Source organism: Streptomyces sp. 71268, assembly GCF_029392895.1.
Lineage (GTDB): Bacteria > Actinomycetota > Actinomycetes > Streptomycetales > Streptomycetaceae > Streptomyces.
Genome location: NZ_CP114200.1, coordinates 904,167 through 916,556, shown reverse-complemented (window position 1 = coordinate 916,556; position 12,390 = coordinate 904,167). Strand labels below are relative to the sequence as shown.

General features: G+C 72.8%; 13 protein-coding genes and 1 pseudogene. 10 read left to right on the top strand and 4 right to left on the bottom strand.

All coding sequences use genetic code 11. From position 1 onward, the window contains the following. Positions 1-127: 127 nt before the first annotated feature. Positions 128-1,333, bottom strand: a complete 1,206-nt coding sequence (locus tag OYE22_RS03305; RefSeq protein WP_277318995.1) for a PQQ-dependent sugar dehydrogenase — start codon at positions 1,331-1,333, stop codon at positions 128-130. A 903-nt stretch (positions 1,334-2,236) separates the two neighbouring features. Here OYE22_RS03305 and pqqA point away from each other — a divergent pair. The 7 genes from pqqA (at position 2,237) to OYE22_RS03270 (ending at position 7,520) form a co-directional block, all read left to right on the top strand. After that, positions 2,237-2,392, top strand: a complete 156-nt coding sequence (pqqA, locus tag OYE22_RS03300; protein ID WP_277318994.1) for a pyrroloquinoline quinone precursor peptide PqqA — start codon at positions 2,237-2,239, stop codon at positions 2,390-2,392. 5 nt (positions 2,393-2,397) lie between these two features. After that, on the top strand, positions 2,398-3,417 hold the full coding sequence (locus tag OYE22_RS03295; RefSeq protein WP_277318993.1) for an MBL fold metallo-hydrolase: 1,020 nt from the start codon (positions 2,398-2,400) through the stop codon (positions 3,415-3,417). Continuing rightward, positions 3,414-4,250: a pyrroloquinoline-quinone synthase PqqC gene (pqqC, locus tag OYE22_RS03290; RefSeq protein ID WP_277318992.1), complete on the top strand. Its 837-nt coding sequence runs from the start codon at positions 3,414-3,416 to the stop codon at positions 4,248-4,250. The genes OYE22_RS03295 and pqqC overlap by 4 nt, the downstream gene beginning before the upstream one ends. 80 nt (positions 4,251-4,330) lie before the next feature. Then, positions 4,331-4,582, top strand: a complete 252-nt coding sequence (gene pqqD / locus OYE22_RS03285) for a pyrroloquinoline quinone biosynthesis peptide chaperone PqqD (RefSeq protein WP_277323964.1) — start codon at positions 4,331-4,333, stop codon at positions 4,580-4,582. Further along, a complete protein-coding gene (gene pqqE, locus OYE22_RS03280) occupies positions 4,579-5,745 on the top strand; it encodes a pyrroloquinoline quinone biosynthesis protein PqqE (protein WP_277318991.1) in 1,167 nt (388 codons plus the stop codon). The genes pqqD and pqqE overlap by 4 nt, the downstream gene beginning before the upstream one ends. 148 nt (positions 5,746-5,893) lie before the next feature. Beyond that, a complete protein-coding gene (locus OYE22_RS03275) occupies positions 5,894-6,676 on the top strand; it encodes an SDR family oxidoreductase (protein WP_277323963.1) in 783 nt (260 codons plus the stop codon). A gap of 205 nt (positions 6,677-6,881) precedes the next feature. Continuing rightward, entirely contained in the window at positions 6,882-7,520 is a 639-nt protein-coding gene (locus OYE22_RS03270; protein ID WP_277323962.1) for an HNH endonuclease family protein, read from the top strand. 90 nt (positions 7,521-7,610) lie between these two features. On the opposite strand, the gene OYE22_RS03265 is transcribed toward OYE22_RS03270, so the two are convergent. Then, entirely contained in the window at positions 7,611-7,970 is a 360-nt protein-coding gene (locus OYE22_RS03265; RefSeq protein ID WP_277318990.1) for a helix-turn-helix domain-containing protein, read from the bottom strand. A 107-nt stretch (positions 7,971-8,077) separates the two neighbouring features. Between OYE22_RS03265 and OYE22_RS03260 the strand changes: the two genes are divergently transcribed. From OYE22_RS03260 to OYE22_RS03250, 3 genes and pseudogenes are all read left to right on the top strand, one after another. Continuing rightward, complete coding sequence (locus OYE22_RS03260; protein WP_277318989.1) at positions 8,078-8,482, top strand: STAS domain-containing protein; 405 nt, start codon at positions 8,078-8,080, stop codon at positions 8,480-8,482. Positions 8,483-8,603: 121 nt separating this feature from the next. Continuing rightward, a pseudogene (locus OYE22_RS03255) lies at positions 8,604-8,740 on the top strand (IS5/IS1182 family transposase); the annotation flags it as partial. A gap of 296 nt (positions 8,741-9,036) precedes the next feature. Then, positions 9,037-9,888 carry an NAD(P)H-binding protein gene (locus OYE22_RS03250; RefSeq protein WP_277318988.1) on the top strand — a complete coding sequence of 284 codons (852 nt, stop codon included), beginning with the start codon at positions 9,037-9,039 and terminating at the stop codon, positions 9,886-9,888. Between the two features lie 228 nt (positions 9,889-10,116). On the opposite strand, the gene OYE22_RS03245 is transcribed toward OYE22_RS03250, so the two are convergent. Both OYE22_RS03245 and OYE22_RS03240 read right to left on the bottom strand, forming a co-directional pair. Continuing rightward, entirely contained in the window at positions 10,117-10,773 is a 657-nt protein-coding gene (locus tag OYE22_RS03245; RefSeq protein WP_277318987.1) for a TetR/AcrR family transcriptional regulator, read from the bottom strand. Positions 10,774-11,016: 243 nt separating this feature from the next. Continuing rightward, a complete protein-coding gene (locus OYE22_RS03240) occupies positions 11,017-12,345 on the bottom strand; it encodes an aspartate aminotransferase family protein (protein ID WP_277318986.1) in 1,329 nt (442 codons plus the stop codon). Positions 12,346-12,390: the final 45 nt, after the last annotated feature.

The following is a 12,390-nucleotide window of genomic DNA, read 5'->3' as shown; positions in this document are numbered from 1 at the left end:
GGCCGGTGCGGGCCGGCCCCGTCCGGGCCGATGCCGGTCGGTCGACCGCGCCGCGTTGGGCGCGACGGCGTGCGAGGGAGCCCGGTGGCGGGGTGCGCACCGGGCTCCCGAGTCGTGCGGCGGTGGATCAGCGCAGGTCCACCCGGAGGACCTTGTCGGAGCCGGCCGGCTGGCCGCCACCGAGGTCCGCGTTGGTCGTCGTGAGCCACAGCGCCTTCGCGCCGGGCACCTTCTCGACCGTGCGCAGCCGGCCGTAGTCGCCCGTGTAGTACGCCTCGGGCGTGCCGGTGCCGGTCCTGGTGATCGGCACCCGCCACAGCCGCTGGCCGCGCTGGGCCGCGAGGTAGACCGCGCCGTCCGCGTAGGTGAGGCCGCTCGGCGACGCCTCGTTGGTCTTCCACTGCCGCTCAGGGTTGGTCATGCCAGGCGTCGTGCACTGGCCCTCGCAGGTGGGCCAGCCGTAGTTCTTGCCCGGCTTGATCAGGTTCAGCTCGTCGAAGGCGTTGTTACCGAACTCCGCCTCCCACAGCCGCCCCTGGGCGTCCCAGGTCAGCCCCTGCGGGTTGCGGTGGCCGATCGAGTAGACGAGAGAGCCGTACGGGTTGCCGGGGGCGGGCTTGCCCTCCGAGGTCATGCGCAGGATCTTGCCGTTCAGGGACGTCTTGTCCTGGGCCAGCGCGGCCTGGAAGGCGTCACCGGTCGTCGCGTACAGGTAGCCGTCGGGGCCGAACTGGAGCCGGCCGCCGTTGTGGTAGTTGTACTTCTTGATGCCGGTGACCAGCGGGGTGTACTCCCCGAGCGTGGTGCCGTCGTACGTCATCCGCACGATCCGGTTGTCGCCCTCGGCCGAGTGCATCAGGAAGATGTGGTGATCGCGCTTCCAGTTCGGCGAGACGGCCAGGCCGAGCAGCCCACCCTCACCCTTGGTGGTCACCACGTTGGGGACCGTGCCGATCTCCACGCGCTTGCCCGCCTGGGTCAGCCGGAAGAGCTTGAACGTCTCCCGCTCGGTGATCAGCGCCGACCCGTCGGGCAGCCAGTCCAGGCCCCACGGGATCGACCAGCCCTCGGAGACGGTACTGATGGCGGACGGGACGGAGCGGCCGTGGTGGCCGCCCGGGAGCGTGACCGCCCCGGCGTCGGCCGTGGACGGAAGTTGGCCGGAACCGGCCGTGGCCGCGTGGCTGGTACCAGCGGGTCGGTGGGGGGTGGTGGCGGCGTTGCCGGTCGCCGTGGTGGCGGTGAGCAGGCCCGCGGACAGCGCGGTCGTGGCGGTCAGCGCGAGCAGTGTGCGCCGGCGGTTCTGCCGGAAAGGACGGGGGGCCCTGGCCATGGAACGTTCCTCCTAGCGGATGGGAGTTCGTGCACGGTGGCGGGGGCGGTGCGCTGCGGTGGCGATGTGCTCGTAGGCGGTGCCGGTACGGCTCGTCACGTCGTCACGCGACACGGCGGCGTGCGCCGGACGCCGCCGTGGTGTGCCGGCCCGTGACACCGCCCGGACAGGGCGTCAAACCTGCCCTGACCTGGTGGGATGGCACGGCCGGCGGTGGCGCCGGTGGGCCGTCGGGCGACGACGTGGTGAACCTTGCGGCGTCCACCGGGGCGGGCGCCGGGCGTGCGAGTGTGCGGTCGTGGGAAATGTAAGGAAGGCTTCCCTGGCCGTCAACAGCACTTGACTGGCGTCACACGGATCGCGATTCTGCAACGGGAGCCCCTGGGCGCATCCGACGTGAAATCCAGGCCCCCTAGGCACAGTTGAACCCGACCAGCATCATGGACAACGGTCCGGTCGACACGTCACACCCGGCCGGGCAGCACCGTACGTCGGCACCAGCCGAACCGTCCTCACGCACCGTCAACGGGGTCCGTCCAGCAGGTACGCGTCCGTGCTCCGCGAACGCGCACGGGTTCGCGCCCGCACACACAACGACACGGCAGGCCCGGGCGTGCCCGGTTCGCCCCGGGTTCGTGGCGTCCCGCCACGAGGGGCCACCCGCCGCGCACGTGCCGGCCCGCGCGGCGCGGCCCACCCGCGTACCCGCCCAACGGCCCACGCCGAGTGGGCGGGCCGGCGCGGCGGGCAGCGGGCGAGGGGCGCGAGGAGCGAGGGGCCAGCCCCGCGCCGGGCCCCGGGCACGGGTGGGTGGCGACGGAGCTAGCCCGAACAAGCACCGAGCGAGCAGAGCGAAGAACGTACGGCAACCGCAGCGCAAGCGAAGAAGGGCAGGTATGGATCATGACCGAATCCGTACAGCAGGCGGTCGAGCGGCAGACGCGTCCGGTTGACCCGGCGATCTCCGGGCCGGCGGCCGAGGGCGGGTGGCAGACGCCCGACTACACGGTCGTCGAGACCGCGCTCGAAGTCACCGCGTACTCGCTGAGCAAGCGCTAACCGGCGTGCTGCTGCGGGTACTCGGCACCGCGGCGGGCGGAGGCATACCTCAGTGGAACTGCGCGTGCCCCAGTTGCACCGGGGCACGCGCCCACCCCGCCCGGCGCCGCCGCCACGCCTCGCTGGCCGTCCAGGCCGCGGACGACCGCTGGTACGTCGTCAACGCCACCCCCGACATCGGGGACCAGATCGAGGACTGCCCACCCCTGCTGCCCAGGCCCGGCACCCGGGACACCCCGGTGGCCGGCATCATCCTGACCGACGCCGAACTCGACCACACCCTGGGCATCGCCCGGCTGCGCGAGGCCGACGGCTTCGAGGTGCTCGCCACCGCCGCCGTACGCGACGCCCTGCGCACCCGGCTGCACCTCGGGACCACGCTGGCCCCGTACGCCGAGGTGCGCTGGCGCGACCTGCCCCACACGAGCCCGATCGCCCTCGGGCCCGAGCCGGGGCAGGCTCCCGAGCTTCCCGACCCCGAGCGGCCCGAGCCCGAGCGACCGGACGCGCGAGCCGAGGTGGGCCCGGCCGCCGCGTCCACGGATGGCAAAGCCCTGGTGGAGGTCAGCGCCATCCCCGTGTCGGGCAAGCGCCCGCGCTATGCGGCGGCGGAGCCCGGGAGCGCCGACCCGGACCACGAGGGCGCGGGCTGGTCCGTCGCCCTGCGGATCGCCGACCGGGCGACCGGCGCCACCGCCCTGTACGCCCCGGCCGTCGCCACCTGGTCCGCCGCGCTGGCCGACGCGGCGGCGGAGGCCGACTGTCTGATCGTCGACGGGACGTTCTGGGACGACGAGGAACCGCGCCGCACCGGCATCGGCCCACGGACCGCCACCGGCATGGGACACCTGCCGATCGTCGGGCCGGGCGGCACGGCCGAACGGCTGGCCGCGCTGCGCGCCCGCTGTCTCTACACCCACCTCAACAACACCAACCCCCTCGTGGACCCGGACGCGGTCGAACACCGCCGACTGGCCGAGTGGGGCATCGAGGTAGCCGCCGACGGGATGGTGATCGAGCTGTGAGCAACGCCGCGCTGCGCACCGGCGACGGGCCGGGAGCCGCCGAGACAGAGGGAACGGGACCGGCAGCGCGCCCGGGGGCCGGCGCCGGTGCCGGGCGAGCGGGCGGCCCGGCCGCGGACGCGGCGGCCTTCGAGGCGCGGCTGCGGACCATCGCCCGGGAGCGCTACCACGACCGGCACCCGTTCAACGTGGCCATGCACGAGGGCCGGCTGACCCCCGACCAACTGCGTCGCTGGGTCCTCAACCGCTTCCACTACCAGCGCCACATTCCCGTCAAGGACGCGCTCATCCTGGCCAAGTTCGACTCCCGCGAGCACCGCCGGACCTGGCTCCGCAGGGTGCAGGACCACGACGGCAGGGCCGAGGGCGAGGGCGGCATCGAGAACTGGCTGCGGCTCGGCGAGGCCGTGGGGCTCGACCGCGACCTGCTGCTCTCGGGCGACGAGGTGCTGCCCGGCGTGCGCCTCGCGGTGGAGGGTTACGTCAACTTCTGCCGGCTGGGCTCGCCGCTGGAGGCGGTCGCCGCCTCGCTGACCGAACTGTCCGCGCCCGGCATCATGCTCACCCGCATCGACGCCTTCGAGCGCCACTACCGCTGGATCGACCCGGCCGGGCTCACCTACTTCCGCAACCGCGAGCGCGAGGGGCGCCGGGACAGCGGGGAGGCGCTGGACCTCGTGCTGTCCTGGGCCACGACCGCCGTCGACCAGGACCGGGCCGCCGCGGCGTTGAACTTCAAGTGCGACGTGCTCTGGTCGCTGCTCGACGCGGTGGCGCACGCCGACACGGCCGACCCCGTCACGGACGCCGATCGGGTCAGGTGGCGGCCGTGAGCCAGGCCCCCGGCGCGAGCACGCGCACCGGCGACCGGCCCGCGCCCGCCGCCGGCCCCGCCCCCGCCCCCGTCGACCCGGTGTGGCGGCCCGCTCTGTCGCCCGGCATCATGCTGCGCCGGGACCGGGTGCGGGAGGCCGACCTGTTGGTACTGCCCGAGCGGGTGGTGGTGCTGACCGGCCGGGCCGCCGACATCGTGCGGCTGTGTGACGGGCGGCGCCATGTCGCCGACATCGTAGGAGAGTTGGCGGACCGCTTTCCGGGCGCGCCGGTGCCGGACGAGGTCCCCGTGTTCCTGACCAGACTCCGCGAACAGGGGTGGTTGCGATGAACGAGACACCCCAGCGCCCCTGGGCCCTGCTGGCCGAACTCAGCCACGGGTGCCCGCTGCACTGCCCGTACTGCTCCAACCCGCTCGAACTCGTCCGCAGGTCAGCGGAGTTGAGCACGGACGAGTGGTGCGAACTGATGCGGCGGGCCGGCGAGTTCGGCGTGGTGCACACCCACCTCTCGGGCGGTGAGCCCCTGCTCCGCGTGGACCTGGAGCAGATCGTCGCGGCCGCCGACGCGGCCGGCATCTACACCCAACTGGTCACCAGCGGCGTCGGGCTCACCGAGGAGCGGCTCGGCTCCCTGGTCGAGGCGGGGCTGCGCAGCGTGCAGCTCTCGGTCCAGCACGCAGACCCCGCCCGTTCCGACCGGATCGCCGGGCACCGGGCGTTCGCCGCCAAGGAACGGGCCGCGGCGCTGATCCGCGCGGCCGGCCTGCCGCTCGGCGTCAACGTGGTGCTGCACCGCGACAACCTGGACGCCGTGGACGCCATCGTGGACCTCGCGGTGGCCTGGGACGCCGAGCGGATCGAGCTGGCCAACACCCAGTTCTACGGCTGGGCCCTGCGCAACCGGGAGGCCCTGCTGCCGAGCAGGGAGCAGTTGGCGCGGGCCGGCGCGGCCATCGAGCGCCGCCGCGCCGAACTGGCCGGCACCATGGAGCTGGTGTGGGTGATGCCGGACTACTTCGACGGCGTGGCCAAGCCGTGCATGGGCGGCTGGGGCGCGGTCTCGCTCACCGTCGCCCCGGACGGCACGGTGCTGCCCTGCCCGGCCGCCTCGGTGCTGCCGGACCTGGATCCGCCGAACGTGCGCGACCGGTCGCTGGAGTGGATCTGGGAGTCATCGCCGGCGTTCACCCGGTACCGGGGCACGGCCTGGATGCCCGAGCCGTGCCGGAGCTGCCCGAGCCGCGAGATCGACTTCGGCGGGTGCCGCTGCCAGGCGTACGCGCTCACGGGCGACGCCGCCCGTACGGACCCGGCGTGCGCGCTCTCGCCCGACCACGCGCTGGTCCGCGCGGCGGCCGACGCGCCCCGCGACACCGGCACGCCCACCGCCCGGCCCCTGCCACTCGCCGCGCCCGGCCGGCCCGCCCGGGCGTCCGGGGCGAGCGTGCCGTACGTCTACCGCACCCCGGCCGCCGGCCGCCGCGCCCCGTAGCGGGGTCGGCCCCCGCCGCTGGTGGCGCCGCCCCGGCCGGGGCGGTGACGCCACCAGCGGCGGGGGAGTGGCGACCGGCGGTGGCGTCCGGATGAAACGCGGTTGCCCGCTCCGGGCCTGGGCTGGAGGATCTCCTCCCGTGCACACCATCGACGAGAACGAGACGACCGCCCCCGGCGCACCCCGCCCCCTCGCGCTGGTGACCGGCGTGGGCCGCACCGTCGGTATCGGCGCGGGCGTCGCCCGCCAACTGGCCAGCTCCGGCTGGGACATCGCCTTCACGTACTGGCACCCGTACGACGAGCGCATGAGCTGGGGCGTCGAGTCCGGGGCGACCGACGCGATCGACCGCGCGCTGGCCGCGCGCGGCGCGCGCACGGCCGCCATCGAAGCGGACCTCGCCGACCCCGATGCCGCCGCGCGCGTCTTCGACGCGGCGGAACGCGACCTCGGCCCGGTCACCGCCCTGGTGATGTGCCACTGCGAGTCCGTCGACTCCGGCCTGCTCGACACCACCGTCGAGAGCTTCGACCGGCACTTCGCCGTCAACGCGCGGGCCACCTGGCTGCTGATCCGCGAGTACGGGCTGCGCTTTCGCGGCGCCCGGGGAGCCGGCCGCGTCGTCAGCCTCACCAGCGACCACACCGTGGGCAACCTCCCCTACGGCGCGAGCAAGGGCGCTCTGGACCGCATCACCCTGGCCGCCGCGCACGAACTCGCCCACCTCGGCGTCACCGCCAACGTGATCAACCCCGGGCCGATCGACACCGGGTGGATGTCCGAGGAGTTGCGCGAGGCGTGCACGGCCGAGACGCCGCTCGGCCGCCTCGGCACCCCGCAGGACACCGCCCACCTGGTGGACTTCCTGTGCTCGCCGCGCGGCCAGTGGGTGAACGGGCAACTGCTGAAGAGCAACGGCGGCTCCGCCTAGGAACGCGACCCACGGCGACGGCCCCCGCTCGCGGGCCAACTCTTCCTCGTGCTCCCGCTACGTGGGCCGGTCGCCGCCCCACCGCCTCGCCGGGGCTACTGCTCACGAAGAGTTCACCGGGGCGTTTCTACCCGCATAGACCCAGCGGGGCCACGATGAGCGACGCCGCCTCCCCACCCTCGACGTACGGGAGTTGACGACCCTCATGCAGATATCCCGCCGCGCCGCCCTCGCCGCGACCGTGGCCACGGCGTCGGCCGCCGCCCTGCTGGCCACCGCCCCCACGGCGCACGCCGCCCTGCCCACCCCGGTCAGCGCCGCCACCGCCCGCTCCTACCTGGCGGCCATGCCCGCCACCGCCGAGCACTCCCTCACCGGCTACAGCCGTGACCTGTTCCCGCACTGGATCACCATCAGCGGCGCGTGCAACACCCGCGAGACCGTGCTCAAGCGCGACGGCAGCGGCGTGGTGACCGACTCGTCCTGCGCCGCGACCTCGGGAAGCTGGTACTCCCCGTACGACGGGGCCACCTGGTACGCCGCCTCGGACGTGGACATCGACCACCTCGTACCGCTGGCCGAGTCGTGGCGCTCGGGCGCCTGGTCCTGGTCCACCTCCAAGCGGCAGAACTTCGCCAACGACCTCAGCCGCCCCCAGCTCCTGGCGGTGACCGACAACGTCAACCAGTCCAAGGGGGACCAGGACCCCGGTAGTTGGTGGCCCTCCCGCACCGCCTACCACTGCACGTACGCCCGGGCGTGGGTGCAGGTCAAGCACGACTACGGGCTGTCCGTCGACGCCACGGAGAAGAGTGCCCTCACCTCGGTGCTGAACGGCTGCTGACCCGCCGCCCACCGGTCACGACGCGGCCCCACCCCGCCCGGTCTGTCGGGCGGGGTGGGGCCGCCCGGCGTCGGCGACCAAGGTCGAGCGCTACTGCCCGCCGGCGTCCACCAGCTGCTGCGTGTGGGCGGCCGGCGCGCTGGCGCGCTCGGTTTCGTCCCGTACGAGCAGGGAGAGCAGCGAGGCCACGGACAGGCCGGCTTCGGCGGGGTGGCGCAGCACCTTGTCCGGGTCGATGCGGTAGGTGTTCGTGCGCCCTTCACGGGTGTGCGAAAGGTATCCGTCCTTCTCCAGGTCGGCGATGATCCTCGCTACGGCGCGCTCCGTGAGCCGGCAATGGGCGGCGATCTCGCGGATGCGGATGTTCGGATTGTCGGCGATAGCTGCCAGCACGCGCGCGTGGCTGGTGATGAACGTCCATCCGGTGTGCGACTCAGGTACTGCGGCCATGCCGGCCATTTTAGAGGACAGTGGTTGCCGGAAGCCTGTTACATGACATACTTTTCCTGTAACAGGCGACGTGCTCCCGCACGGGAGAAGCACAGAAGGAGACCGAGGTGCCCTGGAACGAGGCCACCCTGCCGGCACGCGCGAGCATCTCCAGCGCGACACTGGCGCCAGAACAGGTCACTGCACACGCCTCGTACGACTCCGAGGTGCGGCAGTACGAGTACCGCGGAGCCTGTGTGATCGCCGCTGTCGGCGAGTACGACATGGGCTCGATCACCGTGCTGAGAGAGGCGCTGCACACCGCGGCGAAGCAGTACCCGAAGGTCGTCCTCGACGCCAGCGACATCGCCTTCGCCGACTCGACGTTCCTGAACCTGCTGCTCATCACCCACCGGTCGGGGAAGCTGCGCATCGTCGCACCGTCAGCGCAGGTGCGACGCCTTCTTGAGGTCACTGGTGTCGACGGCGTCCTGGAGATCCGGCAGACGATCGAGGAGGCGATCGCCGCCTGACCCCCGCACTCCGGCGCCGCGCCCGCCAGCACCCCTGACCGCTGGTGCGAGAACGACGACGAGCCCGTCCGGAACCTCCGGGCGGGCTCGCCCGCGAGTGCCGCTCGGGCCGTGGGGCCGGATCCACGATCTGTGCCGCCGATGGCAGCGGGAGGGCACCTGGCACCGGATCCTCAGCCACCTCCGGTGCCTGGCCGATGCGGAAGGTGCGATCGCGTGGGACCGGTGTGCCGCGCCCATCAGCACGCGGCCGGCGCCCGGAAGCGGGGTGCACTGCGGAAGGAGCCGCCGGGCGGCGTGTTCGCTGCAGCCAGTGATCATGCCTCGCCACGCGATACGACAAGCTCGCGGTCCGCTACGAGGCGACCGAGCCCATCGCAGCCATCAACGAGTGGGTGTGACGCTCGGCTGTCACGCGGGGGATCCACGTTCCACCACCGCGGGCGGATGGCCTGCTGGAACAGCGCCTGATGGCCACTCCGGCCGGTGCTTGACCTGAACCTTGGTTGACGTACGAGAGTCGTGTCATCGAACGGCGAGACGAGGAGATTCCGATGACACAGCCCAGGATCCTGGTGTCCGGCGCGACGGGAAAGGTCGGCGGCGCGGTGGTGACCCAACTGCACGCGGCGGGCGTGCCCGTGCGGGCGCTGGTGCGAGGGGAGGCGGACTTCCCGCAGGGTGTGCAGGCGGTGCGCGGCGATCTCGGTGATCCCGCGTCGCTGGGCACGGCTCTGGAGGGCGTCGATTCGGTCTTCCTGGTGTGGCCGTTCCTGAGCGCTGAGGGCGCGCCGGACGTGATCGACGCGATCGGGAAGCACGCTCGACGGGTGGTATACCTGTCATCCGCCGGGGTCGGGAGCGAGAAGGAGAAGCCCGGCGAGGCGATCACCATGTTCCACACGGAGCTGGAGCGGCTGATCGAGGCGTCGGGCCTGGAGTGGACGGCGCTGCGGCCCACCGGATTCGCGAGCAACACGCTGGGCTGGGCGGAGGAGGTCCGCACCACCGGTGCGGTACGGGCGCCGCTGGCAAGGCTGGCCCGCCCGCTGATCCACGAGGCGGACATGGCCGCGGTCGCCGTTCAGGCGCTGACGACCGACGCCCTGCTCGGCACCCGCCCCCTGATCACCGGCCCCGAACTGATCACCCAGGAACGACAGGTAGCCCTGATCAGCGAGGCGATCGGGCGACCGGTGCGGTTCGAGGAGGTCGCGCTGCACGAGGCCATCGAGCAGATGAAGGCCGCGGGCTACCCGGCAGAGCTGGTGGAGGCCGTGTTGCCGGCCCAGGCGGAGATGCTCGAGAACCCGGAGCCGGTCAACGATGAAGTGGAGCGCATCACGGGCACCCCGGCCCGATCCTTCCAGGAGTGGGCGGTGGACCACGCGGCGGACTTCCGCTGAGAGGGACGTCAATACACGTTGACACAGGCGACCGAAGCACCGGATCCCGACTCCGTCGCCCACACGCTTGACGCCGAGGCCGGGCCCCTGTTCAGGGAAGCCCCGAGCGGTCGAACCGCGCAGGTCGGGAGGTCATCTCGTGGCTATGGCGTGCCGTCACTCAGAAGGACCCGCACCCATCTCAGAAGGCCATCTCCGCAAGAGTTCTTGAGCACTTCCGACGCAGCCCTAGTTCGCCAGCAGGGCGTCCAGCTCGGCCGCGAACATCTCGGCGGGGTCGAAGTCCATTCCCGCGAAGTGGCCGGCGAGCTCCAGGGAGAGGAGGCCGTGCAGGCGGGTCCAGAAGGACAGGGCCCGGTGCAGGGCCGCGGGGGGTGCGGGGTGGTCGCCGGTCCACTCGCGGTGGTCGGCGAGGTGCGCGTCGAACGGCGAGGCGGGCCCGCTCGCGGGGAGGGCGGCGCAGGCGTCGAGCATGAGCGTCATGATCTCGCGGGTGATCGCCGTGGTGTCCTCGGGCGCGTGGTAGCCGGGCACGGGCGTGCCGTAGACCAGGAAGTACCGCTGCGGGTCGGCCAGGGCCCAGTCGCGCAGGGCGTGCGCGAGGGCGGCGAGGTCCGGCCCGTGGCCGGCCTCCGTGGCCAGCCGGCAGGCGTCGGCCAGGCTCCGGTACGCGTCCCGGATCAGCGCGGTGATCAGGTCGTCCCGGTTGGCGAAGTAGCGGTAGAGCGCGGGGCCGCTCATGCCCATCTGCTTGGCGATCGCGTTCAGGGACAGCGCGGACGCCCCCGTCGTGGCGATCTGCTCCCACGCGCGTTCCTTGATCTCCGTGCGCACCTGGGCGCGGTAGCGCTCGCGCGGGGTCGTCGTCGCGCGGGTCTCCGCCATGGCCTGCCACCCTCCCGATCCAGCGTGCTACAAGCTGAAGCTTGAGTGAGAAGCTATCACGGTGCACTCGTGGCTCGATGTCGAAAAGCTACCGCTCACACGATCACGACGGATAGACCAACCGGCGGCGCGGGAGGGGGCGGCGCGGGGCGGGCGGCCTGGTCACCATCGCTGTGAGCGAGCCCGCCCCGGTCACCCCGACCGGTTCGGCGGCTGGGGCGGGCGCGGGCTCGCGGGGCGGAGTCAACGGGCGGCGCCGGCTGTGCCGATGGCCCGGTCCAGGATGTCCAGGCCGAGCGCGAGCTCGTCCTCGGTGACGGTCAGCGCGGGGGCGATGCGCAGGACTCCGCCCATGCCGGGGAGCTGGACGATGTTGGTGTGCAGGCCGAGTTCCAGACACCGGCGGGTGACCCGCGCGCCCAGCCCGCTCGAACTCTCCTTGGTCTCGCGGTCGACGACGAGTTCGAGCCCGGCGAGCAGTCCCCGGCCGTGCACGTCGCCGACGACGGCGTGTCGGTCGGCGATGTCCCACAGGCCCTGGCGGAGCAGGTCCCCGAGCACCCGCGCGCGGGCGTCGAGCCCGTCGCGGACCAGGACGTCGATGACGGTGTTGCCGACGGCCGCCACCAGCGGGTCCGCCACGTGCGTGGTGAAGAACAGGAACCCGCGCTCGTACGCCTCCCGCTCGATCTCCGCGCTGGTGACCACGGCCGCCAGCGGCAGCCCCGCGCCGAGCGTCTTGGAGAGCGTGAGGATGTCGGGGACGATGCCGTCACGCTCGAACGCGTACCAGGTGCCGGTGCGGCACAGGCCGGTCTGGGCCTCGTCCAGGATCAGCAGCATGCCGCGCTCCCGGCACTTGTCGTGCAGGGCCGCGAAGTAACCGACCGGCGGCTCGATGATGCCGCCCGAGCTGAGTATCGGCTCGACCAGGCACGCGGCGAGACTGCCGGTCGACTGGGCGTCGATCAGGTCGAAGGCGAAGTCGAGCTGGCGGCGCCAGTCCAGCTCACCGTCGGGCGTGGTGAAGTCGGGCCGGTACGTGTTGGGCGCCGGAATGGCGAAGTTGCCGGGCGCGGCCGGCCCGTACCCCTTCCGTCCCGCGCTGTAGGTGGCGGACGCCGCGGCCTGCGTCATGCCGTGCCAGGAGCGCGCGAACGAGACGATCTCGTGCTTGCCGGTGACGAGCTTGGCCATCCGGACGGCGGCCTCGTTCGACTCGGCGCCCGTCGTCAGCAGCAGGACCTTCTCCAGCGGGGCGGGCAGCGTCCCGGCCAGGCGGCGGGCGAGGTCGACCACCGGGCGGCTGAGCATGCCGCTGTAGAGGTGGTCGAGGTCCGCGACCTGTCGGCGCACGGTGGCCACGATCTCCGGGTGGGAATGCCCGAGGATCGCGCTCATCTGGCCGGAGGTGAAGTCGAGTATCCGCCGCCCGCTCGCGGTGCGCAGGAAGCTGCCGGCGGCGTGCTCGATGATCTCGGGCGTGAACTCGCCGCCGTAGCGTACGAGGTGGCGCTCGGCGTCGGTCCAGAAGGTGTCGGTGGGTGACGGTGTGGGGGTCGTGGCAGCCATGCCGCCGACGGTAGGCGCGGCGTTCGGGGGCGTCCATCTCAACCT